General features: G+C 55.9%; 16 protein-coding genes. 11 read left to right on the top strand and 5 right to left on the bottom strand.

Annotated features, from left to right (window positions below):
• Position 1 precedes the first annotated feature (1 nt).
• Entirely contained in the window at positions 2-1,162 is a 1,161-nt protein-coding gene (gene metB, locus QSK07_RS21225; RefSeq protein ID WP_098052041.1) for a cystathionine gamma-synthase, read from the bottom strand.
• Between the two features lie 273 nt (positions 1,163-1,435).
• Between metB and metJ the strand changes: the two genes are divergently transcribed.
• Positions 1,436-1,753: a met regulon transcriptional regulator MetJ gene (gene metJ, locus QSK07_RS21220; protein ID WP_003851225.1), complete on the top strand. Its 318-nt coding sequence runs from the start codon at positions 1,436-1,438 to the stop codon at positions 1,751-1,753.
• Between the two features lie 79 nt (positions 1,754-1,832).
• Here metJ and rpmE read toward each other — a convergent pair whose 3' ends face one another.
• Entirely contained in the window at positions 1,833-2,048 is a 216-nt protein-coding gene (gene rpmE, locus QSK07_RS21215) for a 50S ribosomal protein L31 (RefSeq protein ID WP_003851227.1), read from the bottom strand.
• A gap of 226 nt (positions 2,049-2,274) precedes the next feature.
• On the opposite strand from rpmE, the gene priA reads away from it, so the two are divergent.
• From priA to rraA, 6 genes are all read left to right on the top strand, one after another.
• The gene (priA, locus tag QSK07_RS21210) at positions 2,275-4,470 is read left to right on the top strand and encodes a primosomal protein N' (RefSeq protein WP_285722924.1); all 2,196 of its coding nucleotides are present in this window, start codon (positions 2,275-2,277) and stop codon (positions 4,468-4,470) included.
• A gap of 164 nt (positions 4,471-4,634) precedes the next feature.
• Positions 4,635-5,672 (top strand): DNA-binding transcriptional regulator CytR, encoded by a 1,038-nt coding sequence (gene cytR, locus QSK07_RS21205; RefSeq protein ID WP_098052039.1) that lies wholly within the window; start codon positions 4,635-4,637, stop codon positions 5,670-5,672.
• A gap of 151 nt (positions 5,673-5,823) precedes the next feature.
• A complete protein-coding gene (ftsN, locus tag QSK07_RS21200) occupies positions 5,824-6,819 on the top strand; it encodes a cell division protein FtsN (protein WP_285722922.1) in 996 nt (331 codons plus the stop codon).
• Between the two features lie 88 nt (positions 6,820-6,907).
• On the top strand, positions 6,908-7,438 hold the full coding sequence (hslV, locus tag QSK07_RS21195; RefSeq protein WP_098052037.1) for an ATP-dependent protease subunit HslV: 531 nt from the start codon (positions 6,908-6,910) through the stop codon (positions 7,436-7,438).
• A 10-nt stretch (positions 7,439-7,448) separates the two neighbouring features.
• The gene (gene hslU, locus QSK07_RS21190; protein ID WP_098052036.1) at positions 7,449-8,786 is read left to right on the top strand and encodes an ATP-dependent protease ATPase subunit HslU; all 1,338 of its coding nucleotides are present in this window, start codon (positions 7,449-7,451) and stop codon (positions 8,784-8,786) included.
• A 158-nt stretch (positions 8,787-8,944) separates the two neighbouring features.
• Positions 8,945-9,430 (top strand): ribonuclease E activity regulator RraA, encoded by a 486-nt coding sequence (gene rraA / locus QSK07_RS21185; RefSeq protein WP_009088032.1) that lies wholly within the window; start codon positions 8,945-8,947, stop codon positions 9,428-9,430.
• A gap of 53 nt (positions 9,431-9,483) precedes the next feature.
• Here the strand turns inward: rraA and zapB are convergent, their stop codons facing one another.
• Positions 9,484-9,723: a cell division protein ZapB gene (gene zapB / locus QSK07_RS21180; protein WP_003851242.1), complete on the bottom strand. Its 240-nt coding sequence runs from the start codon at positions 9,721-9,723 to the stop codon at positions 9,484-9,486.
• 405 nt (positions 9,724-10,128) lie between these two features.
• Here zapB and QSK07_RS21175 point away from each other — a divergent pair, with 405 nt between their 5' ends.
• From QSK07_RS21175 to glpX, 3 genes are all read left to right on the top strand, one after another.
• Positions 10,129-10,983, top strand: coding sequence for an MIP/aquaporin family protein (locus QSK07_RS21175; RefSeq protein WP_098052034.1), 855 nt, complete (start codon positions 10,129-10,131; stop codon positions 10,981-10,983).
• Positions 10,984-11,013: 30 nt separating this feature from the next.
• Positions 11,014-12,525 carry a glycerol kinase GlpK gene (glpK, locus tag QSK07_RS21170; RefSeq protein ID WP_098052033.1) on the top strand — a complete coding sequence of 504 codons (1,512 nt, stop codon included), beginning with the start codon at positions 11,014-11,016 and terminating at the stop codon, positions 12,523-12,525.
• A 96-nt stretch (positions 12,526-12,621) separates the two neighbouring features.
• Positions 12,622-13,632: a class II fructose-bisphosphatase gene (glpX, locus tag QSK07_RS21165; protein WP_275222584.1), complete on the top strand. Its 1,011-nt coding sequence runs from the start codon at positions 12,622-12,624 to the stop codon at positions 13,630-13,632.
• Here the strand turns inward: glpX and emrD are convergent.
• Positions 13,622-14,815 (bottom strand): multidrug efflux MFS transporter EmrD, encoded by a 1,194-nt coding sequence (gene emrD, locus QSK07_RS21160; RefSeq protein ID WP_275222585.1) that lies wholly within the window; start codon positions 14,813-14,815, stop codon positions 13,622-13,624. The genes glpX and emrD overlap by 11 nt on opposite strands.
• 273 nt (positions 14,816-15,088) lie before the next feature.
• Between emrD and fpr the strand changes: the two genes are divergently transcribed.
• A complete protein-coding gene (gene fpr / locus QSK07_RS21155) occupies positions 15,089-15,835 on the top strand; it encodes a ferredoxin--NADP(+) reductase (protein ID WP_285722917.1) in 747 nt (248 codons plus the stop codon).
• On the opposite strand, the gene QSK07_RS21150 is transcribed toward fpr, so the two are convergent.
• Positions 15,826-16,260, bottom strand: a complete 435-nt coding sequence (locus tag QSK07_RS21150) for a DUF805 domain-containing protein (RefSeq protein WP_285722915.1) — start codon at positions 16,258-16,260, stop codon at positions 15,826-15,828. The genes fpr and QSK07_RS21150 overlap by 10 nt on opposite strands.
• Between the last annotated feature and the right edge of the window lie 24 nt (positions 16,261-16,284).

The following is a 16,284-nucleotide window of genomic DNA, read 5'->3' as shown; positions in this document are numbered from 1 at the left end:
CTTAACCCTCGGCTGCGATCCGGAATGCATTATCCAGATCGGCAATTAAATCTTCGTGATCTTCAATACCAACAGAAACCCGTAGCAGCGTATCGGAAATGCCTGCTGCCGCGCGTGCTTCTGCCGACATCCCCGCGTGCGTCATGGTGGCGGTATGGGAGATCAGACTCTCTACGCCGCCCAGCGATTCCGCCAGCGTAAATAGCCGCAACGCTTTCAGGAAGCGACGCAGCAGCGCCTCATCACCGTCGACCTCGAAACTCAGCATGGCACCAAAGCCGCGCTGCTGACGTACCGCATGTTCGTGTCCGGCGTTTTCCGGCAGCGAAGGATGATACAACTTTTTCACCCGCTTCTGCTGCTTCAGATAGTCCACAATCGCGAGTGCGTTGCGTTGTGCGGCTGCAATCCGCGGCGCAAGCGTACGAATGCCGCGCAGCAGCAGATAACTGTCAAAGGCTGCGCCGGTCACGCCAATGTTATTTGCCCACCAGGCCAGGTCAGTCGCCAGTTGTTGATCTTTGGCAATGACTGCGCCCGCCACCACATCGGAGTGACCATTTAGGTATTTAGTACAGGAGTGGATCACCAGGTCCGCACCCAGCGCCAGAGGATTCTGCAGCGCCGGACTCATAAAGGTGTTATCTACCACGCTGACGGCACCCGCAGTGCGCGCGGCGGCGCAAATCGCGCTGATATCTACGACGCGCAGCAGCGGATTGCTGGGGCTTTCAATCAGCACCAGTTTAGGTTTTTCATCCAGTGCTGCCTGCAGCGCCACCGGATCGCCCTGATCGACAAATTTCACCCGATAAGCGCCGCGCTTACTCAGGCTGTCAAATAACCGATAGCTGCCACCATAACAGTCATGTGGCGCAACCAGCAGATCGCCAGGCTTCAGGAACACCGTCGTGACCAGGTGAATGGCCGACATGCCGGTATTGGTTAATACCGCACCCGCTCCGCCTTCCAGCTCCGCCAGCGTACGCTGTACGACATCACGTGTGGGGTTACCACGACGGGAGTAGTCATGCGCACGCGGCTCATTGAAATCCAGGAAGTTATAGGTTGTAGAGAGGTGGATGGGCGGGACAACGCAGCCATATTGCTCGTCATCATTCAAACCGCTGCGCACTGCGATGGTTGCCGGTTTACGCGTCATGAGCGAATTGTTCCTGAAGAGTTAAGAAAATGTAGTCCACAGAATATCACCCTCTAATTAGACGTCAATACATCTGGACATCTAAATGTCTTTGCGTATAGATTGAGCAAAAACGCAATAACCGCTAAAATTATGCGTCATCGCCTGGCGTTCCCCTCTGTGATGAAGAGGCAGCGAGCGAAGAAAACCCGCCATATCAGGGGTCAGGCAGGAAAAAATCAGGCATAATCCGCTGATTTCCTCACATTTAACGTTTATTAATTAAGGTAACCCATGGCTGAATGGAACGGCGAATATATCAGCCCGTACGCTGAGCACGGTAAGAAGAGCGAGCAGGTCAAGAAGATCACAGTTTCTATCCCATTGAGCGTGCTGAAGATTTTAACGGATGAGCGTACCCGTCGTCAGGTGAACAACCTGCGTCACGCCACCAACAGCGAGCTGCTTTGCGAAGCCTTTTTGCATGCCTTTACCGGGCAACCGTTGCCGGACGACGTGGACCTGCGCAAAGAACGTAGCGATGAAATTCCCGAAGAAGCGAAAAAGATCATGCGCGATATGGGCATTGATCCTGACACCTGGGAATATTAATTCGTCAGAGCATAAAAAAACCCAGCCGAAGCTGGGTTTTTCTTGCCGCCGAACCCGCAGGTTCAGGTGCCTTTTAATCTTATTTTTTAGCGCCTGGCACGCTGAAACGCTTGTTAAAGCGGTCAACACGGCCACCCGTTGCCACTTCACGCTGCTTACCGGTATAGAACGGGTGGCATTTGCCACAAACGTCCAGGTTCAGTTCGTGAGTCAGTGTTGAACGGGTGTGGATCTCGTTGCCGCAGGTACATTTGATAGTAACTGCTTCGTATTTCGGGTGAATACCTTGTTTCATGGGAAACCTCATAGAAGGCCGTGTCGCTCTCCGTGCCAGGCGTTAACCTGCACAGCACCACACGCGGTTGAACATTATAGGGTGTACTCCGGCCAGAACTTTCTAACCGAAGGCGGCATATTATACAGGTAAGTTTCGATTGCTGCAAATATATGCTGAGATACCCGCCATAGGCGGTCAGCGTGTACACTAGCTTCCCCGATGATTGAGCCGGAAAGAGAGAGTTATGCCCGTCGTTCAGGTTGCCCTGCCCGTCCCCTTGCCCCGTCTGTTTGACTATCTGCCGCCTCAGGGTGCGCAGCCGGTCATTGGCGGGCGCGTGAGTGTGCCTTTTGGCAATCGCAGAATGATCGGGATTGTGGTCGCCTTTCGTGACACCAGCGATCTGCCGGAAGTACAGCTCAAGCGCGTGGTTGAGGTGCTGGACAGTGAGTCTCTCTATCCGCCGTCGCTGTGGCGCATCCTGAACTGGGCCGCCAGCTACTATCACTCGCCGCAGGGCGAAGTGCTGAGCCACGCGATTCCGGTGCTGCTGCGCCAGGGCAAAGCGGCGCAGGACAATCCCCTGTGGCGCTGGGAAATCACCGAGCAGGGCCGGGCAACCGCGCCGGAAAGTTTAAAGCGGGCACCAAAACAGCAGCAGGCGCTGGCAGCACTGCGTCAGCAACCACTCTATCGGCACCAGGTCAGTGAACACGATCTCACCGAGGCGACATTACAGGCATTGCGGGCTAAAGGGTTATGCGAACTGCATGAACATCAGCCGCAGATGCACGACTGGCGCACCACTTATGCTGTAAAAGGCGAACGGCTGCGATTAAACACCGATCAGGCGATGGCCGTCGGTGCGATTCGGGCAGATGATGAACATTATTCCGCCTGGCTGCTGGCGGGCATCACCGGTTCCGGCAAAACCGAGGTTTACCTCAGCGTGCTGGAAAATGTGCTGGCACGTGGTAAACAGGCGCTGGTGCTGGTGCCGGAGATTGGCTTAACCCCGCAGACGATTGCCCGCTTTCGCGAACGTTTTGATGCGCCCATCGATGTGCTGCACTCTGCCTTAAATGACAGTGAACGGCTGGCGGTCTGGTTACGTGCCCGGCGCGGCGAAACAGCGATTGTGATAGGCACCCGATCGGCGCTGTTTACGCCGCTGGCCCGTCCTGGCGTGATCATTATTGATGAAGAGCATGACAGCTCCTATAAACAGCAGGAAGGCTGGCGCTATCAGGCGCGCGATCTGGCCGTTTTTCGTGCGCATGAAGAGGATATCCCGATTGTCATGGGCTCGGCGACGCCTGCTCTGGAGACACTGCACAATGTCCGCAGCGGCAAGTATCGCCAGCTCGACCTGACAAAGCGCGCCGGCAACGCCCGACCGGCGCTGCAACAGCTTATCGACTTAAAAGGCGTGCAGCTGATCGGCGGCCTGGCACCCGGCCTGATTGGCAAAATGCGCCAGCATCTGCGGGCCGACAATCAGGTGTTGCTGTTTCTTAACCGCCGCGGCTTTTCGCCCGCCCTGCTTTGTCACGACTGCGGCTGGATTGCTGAGTGTACCCGCTGTGACCGCTACTACACCCTGCATCAGCACCACCGGCAGCTACGCTGCCATCATTGCGACAGCCAGCGTCCGCTACCTAATCAGTGTCCGCAGTGTGGGTCTACTCATCTGCTGCCTGTCGGCGTCGGCACTGAGCAGCTGGAGCAGCAGCTCGGCACACTCTTCCCCGGCGTGCCGGTGTCGCGCATCGATCGTGATACCACCAGCCGCAAAGGGGCGCTGGAGCAGCATCTGGCTGACGTTCATCGCGGCGGCGCACGTATCCTGGTCGGCACCCAGATGCTGGCCAAGGGCCACCACTTCCCCGATGTCACACTGGTCTCGCTGCTGGATGTTGATGGTGCCCTGTTCTCAGCCGATTTCCGTGCGGCAGAGCGCTTTGCTCAGCTCTACACCCAGGTCGCCGGCCGTGCTGGTCGTGCCGGAAAGCAGGGCGAAGTGTTGCTGCAGACGCACCATCCGGAACACCCCTTACTGCAGACACTGCTGCATCAGGGTTATTCGGCCTTTGCGCAGCAGGCGCTGCTGGAGCGACAGGCGGTTCACCTGCCGCCCTGGAGCCGCCATGCGCTGTTCCGCGCGGAAGATATGGATAACCAGCAGGCAGCCGAATTCCTGCAACAACTTCGCAACCTGCTGGAGGCGAGCCCGCTGAATGACAAGGCAATGTGGTTTATGGGTCCGTTGCCCGCTTTGCAGCCCAAACGCAGTGGACGCTGGCGCTGGCAACTGCTGTTGCAGCATCCTTCCCGGCAACGTCTGCAACAGTTACTGAGCAGTTCGTTGCCGCTGGTTTCAACACTTCCCGCTGCGCGCAAAGTGAAATGGACGCTGGATATCGACCCGACCGAGAGCTGATTTTTGTTGACACTGCGAGCCAGATCGAAAAACGTCGCATAAGTCACAATTTTTATGCAAATTAAGTAACAACCAGCCGGGCAATCGTTAACAATGTTGCCCGGATTGCTTTAAGGTCAGGCAAAAACAGAATCGAACGCGCCATAACGCGTCAGGAGCATGTGTTGGAGCAGAATCAACAACCGCCCGCCGCCACGATGAAGGATGTCGCGGAGCATGCGGGCGTCTCAACCGCCACCGTATCGCGTGCGCTGATGAATCCGGAGAAGGTTTCTGCGGCGACCCGCCAGAAAGTCGAGCAGGCCGTTGCCGCCGTCGGCTATGCAGCACACGGCCTGACGCGCAACGCACGGCGTAACGAAACGCGAACCATCCTGGTGATTGTCCCTGACATCTGCGATCCCTTTTTTAGCGAAATCATTCGTGGGGTCGAAGTCACGGCAGCCGAAGAGGGCTATCTGGTCCTGATTGGTGACTGCGCTCATCAGAATCAGCAGGAGCGAACCTTTCTCAATCTGATGGTCACACGACAGATCGATGGCATGGTGCTGCTCGGGTCACAGTTGCCCTTTGATGCCAGCATTGATGAGCAACGCAACTTGCCGCCCATGGTGATGGCGAATGAGTTTGCGCCGCAAATGTCGCTGCCCACGGTTCACATTGATAACCTGACCGCCGCATTTGAAGCGGTCAATCATTTACTGCAGTTAGGCCACACGCAGATCGCCTGTATTGCCGGGCCGGAAGAGATGCCGCTCTGTCAGTATCGGTTGCAGGGCTATGTACAGGCGATGCGACGCAGCGGGCTGACGGTCGATCCCACCTATATTGTGCGCGGTGATTTCACGTTTGAAGCCGGCGTTACCGCCATGAATCAGCTGATGACCCTGCCACAACCGCCGCGCGCCCTTTTCTGTCACAGCGATATTATGGCGCTGGGGGCGATGAATCAGGCCAGACGCTGTGGACTGCGGATACCGGAGGATCTCTCTGTAGTGGGATTTGATGACATTGAGCTGTCACGTTACTGCGAGCCGCCGCTGACAACGGTGACGCAGCCACGTTACCAGATTGGTCGGGAAGCGATGCTGCTGCTGCTGGATGAGTTAAATGGCAAACGGGTGATCAGCGGATCGCGGTTGCTGGATGCCGGCTTAACGATTCGTGGCAGTACGGCGCGCGCAAAAAAACGTGAAAAATAAGCCTGTTCGTCTGGTTTTTTCAGTAGATTCTTAAAGCGAACACTGCTGGTCAAAGTTCCGACCCTTGAGTAACATGGCGGACTCCTTGCCGGGCGCATAAAAATCATCATTTCGCCCAACTGGCACTATTTTGAAGGGTATAAGAACGAGAGTGGCACAAAAAGATTACGTAGGCCGCGGGCGTTCAACAGGGACGCGTCGCAAAAAAAGCCCCAGCCGTGGCAAGAAGAGCAAAAGCGGTTCGGGAACATCTAAATTGATGATTGTACTGGCGGTCGCGGTGTTGGTGACCTTTGCCGGTGGTTTATGGTTCCTGGCGCATCACAAGAAAGAAGACGTGCCGGTCATTACGGATCATAAAGCCAACGGCAATGGCTTGCCGCCGAAGCCAGAAGAGCGCTGGAAATATATTAAAGAGCTGGAGAACCGTCAGGTCACCGTGCCGACGCCTATCGAACCCTCTTCGGGTGGCGAAGTGAAGTCGCAGACACAGCTGACCGACGAGCAGCGCCAGTTGCTGGAGCAGATGCAGGCTGATATGCGTCAGCAGCCAACGCAGCTCAACGAAGTACCGTGGAACGAACAGACGCCGGCGCAACGTCAGCAGACGCTGCAGCATCAGCAGCAGTTGCAACAGCTGCAACGTCAGCAGCAGCAGGTTCAGCAACAACAGCAGCAGCAACTGCAACATCAGCAACAACAACAGGTTCAGCAACAGCGTCAGCAGTTGCAGGCCCAGCAGCGCCAGCAGCAGTTGCAGCAACAACAACAGCGTCAGCAACAGCAGCAATTACAGCAACGTCAGCAGCAGCAGCAAAACGTACAGCACCAGTCTCAGCCTGCCCCCATTACGCGGGAACCGGACGTACAGTCTAAACCGCAGGAGACAGCGAAGGCGAAACCAGCGGAGAAAGCCTCTTCGCAGCGCTGGATGGTGCAGTGTGGTTCGTTCAAAGGCACTGACCAGGCTGAATCGGTACGTGCAGGCTTAGCCTTTGAAGGTTTTGAAAGCCGTATTACGACCGGTGGCGGCTGGAATCGTGTGGTTATCGGTCCGTATAAAGACCGCGCATCCGCTGACAGCACCCTGAAACGCCTGCGCAGTTCCGGACACTCCAGCTGTATTCCACTCTCCGTCGGGGGTTGAAACCCGTCAAACCTGCCCCATATCTGTTGCATGATACTCCGCGCCCCGTGCGCGGAGTCCTTTTCCGACTGCAACAAGGGGTCTGCCCGTGACAACAATAGTAAGTGTACGACGCAACGGCCAGGTAGTGATTGGCGGTGATGGCCAGGCTACGCTCGGCAATACCGTGATGAAAGGCAACGTTAAAAAAGTGCGTCGTTTATACAACGATAAGGTGATTGCCGGATTTGCTGGCGGCACCGCAGACGCCTTCACCCTGTTTGAACTTTTCGAACGTAAACTGGAAATGCATCAGGGCCATCTGGTGAAAGCCGCGGTGGAACTGGCGAAAGACTGGCGTACTGACCGTATGCTGCGTCGCCTTGAAGCCTTACTGGCCGTCGCGGATGAGTCAGCTTCTCTGATCATCAGCGGTAACGGTGATGTCATCCAGCCTGAAAACGATCTGATCGCCATCGGCTCCGGTGGGCCTTTCGCCCAGGCAGCGGCACGTGCGCTGCTGGAGAATACCGAAATGGGCGCACGCGACATCGTCGAAAAGTCGCTGAATATCGCGGGTGATATCTGCATCTACACTAACCACAACGTTAATTTCGAAGCATTAACGTCTAAGGCGTAAGGGTATTAATATGTCTGAGATGACTCCACGCGAAATCGTCAGCGAACTGAACCGCTTTATCATCGGCCAGGACAGCGCCAAGCGCGCCGTGGCGATTGCACTGCGCAACCGCTGGCGCCGCATGCAGCTCGACGAAGAGTTGCGTCATGAAGTGACCCCTAAAAACATCCTGATGATCGGTCCGACCGGTGTCGGTAAAACCGAGATCGCGCGTCGTCTGGCTAAACTGGCCAATGCACCGTTCATCAAAGTCGAAGCGACTAAATTTACTGAAGTGGGTTATGTCGGTAAGGAAGTGGACTCTATCATTCGTGATCTGACCGATTCGGCCATTAAGATGGTGCGCAGTCAGGCGATTGAAAAGAACAAATACCGTGCCGAAGAGATGGCCGAAGAGCGCATTCTGGATGTGCTGATTCCGCCAGCGAAAAACAACTGGGGCCAGTCAGAGCAGAGCGCTGAGCCTTCGGCGGCGCGTCAGTCGTTCCGCAAGAAGCTGCGCGAAGGTCAGCTGGACGATAAAGAGATTGAGATCGATCTGGCCGCCAGCGCGCCTGGTGTTGAGATCATGGCGCCTCCTGGCATGGAAGAGATGACCAGCCAGCTGCAGTCGATGTTCCAGAACCTGGGCGGTCAGAAGCAGAAAGCCCGTAAGCTGAAGATCAAAGAAGCGATGAAGCTGCTGATCGAAGAAGAAGCGGCAAAACTGGTTAACCCTGAAGAACTTAAGCAGGACGCGATTGATGCGGTTGAACAGCACGGTATCGTGTTTATCGATGAGATCGATAAAATCTGTAAGCGCGGCGGCCAGAATGCTGGCGGCCCGGATGTTTCTCGCGAAGGTGTTCAGCGTGACCTGCTGCCGCTGGTTGAAGGCTGCACCGTTTCGACCAAGCATGGCATGGTGAAAACCGACCACATTCTGTTTATCGCCTCAGGCGCGTTTCAGGTTGCCAGCCCTTCCGATCTGATTCCGGAACTGCAGGGTCGTCTGCCAATCCGTGTAGAACTGCAGGCGCTGACCGTGAATGATTTCCAGCGCATTCTGACCGAGCCGAATGCCTCCATCACCGTACAGTACAAAGCGCTGATGAATACCGAGGGCGTGAACATTGAGTTCACCGAAGAGGGTATCCGCCGGATCGCTGAAGCCGCATGGCAGGTCAACGAAACCACCGAAAACATTGGTGCGCGCCGTCTGCATACCGTGCTGGAACGTCTGATGGAAGATATCTCGTATGACGCCAGCGATCGTCACGGTGAATCCGTGACCATCGATGCTGATTATGTCGGTAAACATCTGGATGAACTGGTGGCTGACGAAGACCTTAGCCGCTTCATTCTCTGATTCACTGAATCAGCGCTTTTCAGAAGTCCAGCCCATCCGGCTGGACTTTTTTATGCATGTTCTTGATCGAACGATGCTTTTTTCATACTGATGATTTTGCCAACAATCTGCATATAGCGATATACTAACCCTTCCTGTGGCAAACAGACGAAACCCCTATGAAATACGATACATCTGAACTCTGCGATATCTACCATGAAGAAGTGAATGTTGTTGAACCGCTTTTTTCAAACTTTGGTGGGCGCACTTCATTCGGTGGTCAGATTACCACAGTGAAATGCTTTGAAGACAACGGCTTACTCTACGATCTGCTGGAAGAAAATGGCCGGGGTCGCGTCCTGGTGATCGATGGCGGCGGCTCCGTGCGTCGTGCGCTGGTCGATGCGCAGCTGGCACGTCTGGCGGCAACCAACGAGTGGGAAGGCCTGGTGATTTACGGTTCGGTGCGCCAGGTTGATGAGCTGGAAGAGCTGGAGATTGGTATCCAGGCCATTGCCGCGATTCCGGCAGGCGCTGCGGGTGAAGGGATTGGCGAAAGCGATGTGCGCGTCAATTTCGGCGGCGTCACCTTCTTCTCCGGCGACCATCTCTATGCCGATAACACCGGTATCATTCTGTCAGAGGATGCGCTGGACCTCGAATAGGCCAGACATGAAAACGGGTGCCTGAGCACCCGTTTTTCACATCAGCTGAGGCTTCAAACCTCTTCCATTTTTCCCAGCAAGGCACGCAGACGTTCCTGCCATACGTGTTGCTCTTCTTTCAGGTGCTGATTTTCACGCATCAGCGCATCGTGGTTGCCCGCGACTTGTTGCGCATCGTTACGCAGTGAGTTGTTCTGCTCTTTCAGCTCTTCGATTTCCATCTGCAACAGGGTGATGGTATCAATCGCCTGCTGTACTTTCGCTTCCAGTTTCTCAAACACTTCAAATGACATCTTTCTGACCTCTCCTAAATTCCTGCAAGGCGTTGATGATGCCAGCTTAAGCCAGCAACGTTGTCCCGATTGTATGTAGCCTCACCCCGCAAGTCCAGCAACGCGGCCTTTGCGGGCGTAGTCTGTAACACTTTTCAGCCAATCCCTGAATTTACGCTGCGCTTACTGACGCTGCGTTCTGGCACTGGCCCGTTATCGCTGTAATGAGGCGCGAATGATAGGTTAAGAAAGCCAGAATACGCGAAAACGCGCATTTTTATGACGCAGTACACAAAAAACGATTTCGCTATTTCTCGTTTATGTTCGTTAACGATAAATTCACATCAGCCCTACATAAAAGCTGGGTGCCTCATGGACTGAGAACAAAAACTGATAAAATTTAACCTCGCTTCAGGAACTACTATTATGAGTCAGACAACTAACACGCTCAAAGGTCAGTGTATTGCCGAATTTCTGGGGACAGGCTTGATTATTTTCTTCGGCGCAGGCTGTGTGGCTGCACTGAAACTCGCCGGTGCCGCCTTCGGTCAGTGGGAAATCTGCATTATCTGGGGCTTAGCCGTCTCAATGGCTGTCTATCTTACCGCCGGGGTATCAGGTGCGCATCTGAACCCTGCCGTTACGGTTGCGCTCTGCCTGTTTGCCAACTTCGAAGGCCGTAAAGTGGTGCCGTTTATTCTGGCGCAAATCGCCGGAGCATTCTGCGCGGCCGCGCTGGTTTATGGCCTCTACTACAGCCTCTTTTTCGATTACGAACAAAGTCATCAGATGGTACGCGGTACGGTTCAGAGTCTGGATCTGGCGGGTATTTTCTCAACCTATCCTAACCCGCACATCAGCGTAGGTCAGGCGTTCCTGGTCGAGATGGTGATTACTGCCGTGCTGATGGCAGTGATTATGGCACTGACCGACGATGGCAACGGTGTACCGCGTGGGCCAATGGCCCCGCTGTTAATCGGCCTGCTGGTCGCGGTCATTGGTGGGTCAATGGGTCCACTGACCGGCTTTGCTCTTAACCCGGCACGTGATTTCGGACCTAAGCTGTTCGCCTTCTTCGCTGGCTGGGGTAACGTTGCCTTCACAGGTGGTAAAGATATTCCTTACTTCCTGGTCCCTATTTTTGGCCCGCTGGTCGGTGCCTGCCTGGGTGCAGTCGGTTATCGCACCCTGATTGGCCGCTACCTGCCAGGTGCCGTTAACGAACCTGCAAAAATTCCAGCAGACAAACCGGTTGCACGCGCTCAGCAGCGTAAAGCGTAAGTTTCACCTTTTATCATCAGGACTGAATTTATGACTACCACAGATAAAAAATATATTGTCGCGCTCGATCAGGGCACAACCAGCTCACGCGCCGTTGTTCTCGACCACGATTCCAATATCGTTGCGGTATCGCAGCGCGAATTTACTCAGATCTACCCGAAAGCGGGCTGGGTTGAGCATGACCCGATGGATATCTGGGCTTCCCAAAGCTCAACGCTGGTTGAAGTGCTGGCCCATGCCGACATCCGCTCTGATGAGATTGCGGCAATCGGTATTACCAACCAGCGCGAAACCGCTATCGTGTGGGAAAAAGAGACCGGCAAACCGATCTATAATGCCATCGTCTGGCAGGATCCCCGCACCGCCGACTACTGTAACAAACTGAAGAAAGAGGGTCTGGAAGAGTATATCCAGCACACGACGGGTCTGGTGATTAACCCCTACTTCTCCGGGACAAAAGTAAAGTGGATCCTGGATCACGTTGAAGGCTCACGTGAGCGTGCAAAACGTGGCGAGCTGCTGTTCGGTACAGTTGATACCTGGCTGGTCTGGAAAATGACTCAGGGCCGCGTTCACATCACTGACTATACCAACGCCTCACGTACCATGATGTTTAACATTCACAAGCTGGAGTGGGATCAGCGCATGCTGGATATCCTGGATATCCCGCGTGAAATGCTGCCGGAAGTGAAATCTTCGTCTGAAGTTTACGGTCAGACCAACATTGGTGGTAAAGGCGGTACACGTATTCCTATCGCCGGTATTGCCGGTGACCAGCAGGCCGCGCTGTATGGCCAGCTGTGTGTACAGCCTGGCATGGCGAAAAACACCTACGGCACTGGCTGCTTTATGCTGATGAACACCGGTACTGAAGCGGTGACCTCGACCCATGGCCTGCTGACCACTATTGCCTGTGGCCCGCGCGGTGAAGTGAACTATGCGCTGGAAGGTGCCGTATTCATCGGTGGTGCCTCTATTCAGTGGCTGCGTGATGAGATGAAGCTGATCGGTGAAGCCGCTGACTCTGAATACTTCGCAATGAAAGTAAAAGACACCAACGGCGTTTACATGGTGCCTGCTTTCACCGGCCTGGGCGCACCTTACTGGGACCCGTATGCCCGTGGCGCAATCTTCGGTCTGACGCGCGGCGCGAACGCTAACCACATCATCCGCGCGACGCTGGAGTCGATCGCTTATCAGACGCGTGACGTGCTGGAAGCGATGCAGAACGATGCCAACACCCGCCTGCAGGCGCTGCGTGTGGATGGTGGTGCGGTGTCCAACAACTTCCTGATGCAGTTCCAGGCTGACATCCTCGGCACCCGCGTTGAGCGTCCGGAAGTGCGTGAAGTAACGGCGCTGGGTTCTGCCTATCTGGCGGGTCTGGCTGTCGGCTTCTGGCAGGATCTGGATGAAGTGCGCGCTAAAGCGGTTATTGAGCGTGAGTTCCGTCCAAGCCTGGAAACTACCGAGCGTAACTTCCGCTATGCCGGCTGGAAAAAAGCGGTTGCCCGCGCACAGGCGTGGGAAGACCAGGAGTAATCTCTGTGCCCGCGACGCTGGCCGTCGCGGGCCTTTTCCCCGCCCTGCTGCCCCGCTGTGATACACTGCCTGCCGGTTTTTTGTCAGGTAGATGCCATGAAACGAGAACTTGCCATTGAATTTTCCCGCGTAACCGAAGCTGCCGCCCTGGCAGGCTATCACTGGTTGGGACGCGGCGACAAAAATGCGGCTGACGGTGCGGCAGTTCATGCCATGCGTCATGTCCTGAACTCCATTGAAATTGACGGTCAGATTGTGATCGGTGAAGGCGAAATCGACGAAGCGCCAATGCTCTATATTGGCGAAAAAGTCGGTACCGGTCGCGGCGATGCGGTCGATATTGCCGTCGATCCGATTGAAGGCACCCGCATGACGGCGCTTGGCCAGGCTAACGCGCTGGCCGTGATGGCCGTCGGCGATAAAGGCAGCTTTCTGCACGCTCCTGACATGTACATGGAGAAACTGATTGTCGGTCCGGCAGCGCATGGTGCGATCGACCTCGACCTGCCGCTGGAAACCAACCTGCGTAATATCGCGATAGCGATGAACAAGCCGCTGTCGCAGCTGACCGTATCGATTCTGGCAAAGCCGCGTCACGATGCGGTGCTCGGCCAGTTACAGCAGCTGGGCGTACGGGTATTTACCTTCCCGGATGGCGATGTCGCCGCCTCGATTCTGACCTGCATGCCGGACAGCGAAGTGGATGTGATGTATGGCATTGGCGGCGCACCGGAAGGCGTGGTCTCTGCGGCGGTGATCCGTGCACTGGACGGCGATATGCAGGGCCGCTTGCTGGCACGTCATCATGTGAAAGGCGACAGCGCTGAAAACCGTCGGCTCGGCGAGCAGGAGCTGCAGCGCTGTGCAGAGATGGGGATTGAAGCGGGTAAAAAGCTGACGCTGAGTGAGATGGCGCGCAACGACAACGTGGTGTTTGCCGCCACCGGCATTACCAGTGGCGAACTCCTGAAAGGCATTACGCGTCAGGGCAATATTGCCACCAGCGAAACGCTGCTGATTCGCGGTAAATCACGCACCATTCGCCGCATCCAGTCGATTCACTATCTCGACCGTAAAGATCCGGCGCTCCATCCGTTTATCCTGTAACCGGCTGATTGCCGCGCTCCGGCTGACGTGAGAGCGGCAACCAGCAGAGCAGCATCACCAGTGCGGTAAAGAACATCAGCATACCAAGGCTGAACTGATCGCGCTGCGGCATCATGGCTGAGAGCCACGCCACCAGCCCCGATCCCAGATTCTGCATGCCGCCAATCAGTGCGCCCGCGCTACCCGCCAGCCACGCATACGGCTCCATCGCGCCTGAGGTCGCCAGCGGAAACAGCATACCGGCACCAAAGAAGAACAGCGCGGCGGGGACCAGCAGCGTCCAGATATTCATCACGCCGAACCACGCCGGGATCCACATCAGAATGCCCGCCAGCAGGCAGCTATTCACACCCCACCACATCAGGCTGTGCCATGAACCCTGCTCACGCCCGGCAAACCAGGCACCGAAGAACGCCGCCGGAATCGGCAGGATGAACAGGATGCTGACGGTGAGGCTATGCAGGCCGAGCACGCCGCCCAGCAGAACGCCACAGCTCGACTCAAAGACCGCAATCCCGGCCAGCGCGCCGATCAGCAGCACAATGTAGCGGACGAAATTCGCGTCGCTGAGCAGGCGGGCGTAACGTTTAAAGAAAGGGGTCACTTCCGCACTCTGCGGCCGGGTCTCCGGCAGCCAGCGCGCCATTGACAGCGTTACCGCCAGACAGAGCAGTAGCAGAAAGGCGAAACAGGCGTGCCAGCCAAAGAGCTGGGTCAGCAGTGCGCCAATCACCGGCGCCAATAGCGGGCTGACCAGAATGCCCATATTAAGCAGGCTGTTAGCACGGCGCAGCGCGTGACCCTCGTAGAGATCACGCGGCATGGTACGGGCCATCACGCCTGCCACGCCGGTTCCCAGTCCCTGAATAGCACTGCCGAGCACCAGTATATCGAGTGAGGTTGCCATCAGAGCCGTGATTGCGCCGATCATAAAGATCATCATGCCCGCCAGGATCACCGGACGACGGCCCACGCTGTCTGACAGCGGACCGTAGATCAGCTGGGATCCGCCATAGGTCATCAGATAGGCCGCCATCACACGCTGCAGCGCGCCATCCCGCACATTCAGGGCGTCCGCCATCACCGACATCGCCGGGACGTAGATAGTCTGTGCCATCTGCCCGACAGCCACCAGCACAATGAGCATCACCAGCAGTGGGCGATTTTCCAGTTTACTAATCATGATTATGCAAAATTTCTTTCTGTGAAAGGAGGTTAAAACAGCGGTTCACCCGCCAGTCATCGTGTTATGGCGGGCAAAATATCAGGATTAGATGACAAAGCGAGAGGTAAGCGAAAAGGTCCAGGCTTGTGTCTGTCAAGTTTATGCGCCAGCCTGTAAAGACAAAGCAACAGTTTGTCGATTAGAGCCTTTGCCAGGGCGCAGGCTGGCAATCTCACCGGCGAGTCGCGAAAATAGTGACCTGCCTGAATAATCAACAACCAGGGAGTGATTATGGCTGAGTGGGTCAATGGTGAAGTAAAGGAAGTCAAAAACTGGACGGATGCATTGTTTAGTCTCCGGGTAAAAGCGCCCATCGATCCCTTTATCGCCGGGCAATTTGCCAAGCTGGCGCTGGAAATCGACGGTGAGCGGGTGCAGCGCGCTTACTCCTACGTTAATGCGCCGAAAGATGACCTGCTGGAGTTTTATCTGGTTATGGTGCCAGACGGCAAACTGAGTCCGCATCTGCAGGCACTTCAGCCTGGCGATCAGGTGATGGTCACTAAAGACGCTGCGGGATTCTTTGTACTGGATGAAGTCCCGGAGTGCAAAACCTTATGGATGCTGGCAACCGGCACCGCGATTGGTCCCTACCTGTCGATGCTCCAGCAGGGTGAAGGGCTGGATCGCTTTGAAAACATCGTGCTGGTGCATGCCGCGCGCTATGCGGCTGACCTGAGCTTTTTGCCGATGATGCAGCAGCTGCAGCAGCGCTATCACGGCAAATTGCATATCCAGACGGTAGTGAGTCGCGAAGCGATCCCCGGTTCGCTGACGGGCCGGGTTCCGGCGCTGATCGACAATGGCGAGCTGGAGCGTGCCACCGGATTAACGCTGGATGCCGACAGCAGCCATGTGATGCTGTGCGGCAATCCGCAGATGGTGCGCGACACGCAGCAGTTACTGAAAGAGACGCGCGAGATGCGCAAACACCTGAAGCGTAAGCCGGGCCATATCACCAGTGAACATTACTGGTGAGCCGTTTGCCGGTATCGCACCGGCTGCGTCGCGGTACCAAACCGGTTAGCGCCGGAGGTACCGCGAAAGACCCCAGGATCGAGCAGCAGGCCAGCTATTAACATAAACGGAATGGCGCGGCCCAGCAGCCAGGGCAGAATACCCCCCAGCATGCTCCAGTTTCCCGCCACCAGCAGCCAGGCAACAATCATCAGAAACCCCCAGTAGCCGCGTCGGTTACGATCGTGCAGCCGTTTAACCATAACCGCGCTGGCGGGCCACAGCAGGCAGACCACACCAAAGGCCGCCATCTGGGTATCAATCCAGTCGTTTGCTGCTAAGACGAATAACAGTGTCGTGGTCAGCAACCAGACCGCCTGCCAGATCCAGAAATCACGTCGTCCCAGCCGGCCGCGCCAGGAAAAACACCCTTGTTGTAACGTCATGCATTATCATCCAGAGAGAAGAGA

Origin of the sequence: Pantoea sp. QMID4 (assembly GCF_030270445.1) — a bacterium.
GTDB classification, from domain to species: Bacteria; Pseudomonadota; Gammaproteobacteria; order Enterobacterales; family Enterobacteriaceae; genus Pantoea; species Pantoea vagans.
Note: the sequence above shows the minus strand (reverse complement) of the source record. Positions and strands in the feature narration are given on the sequence as shown.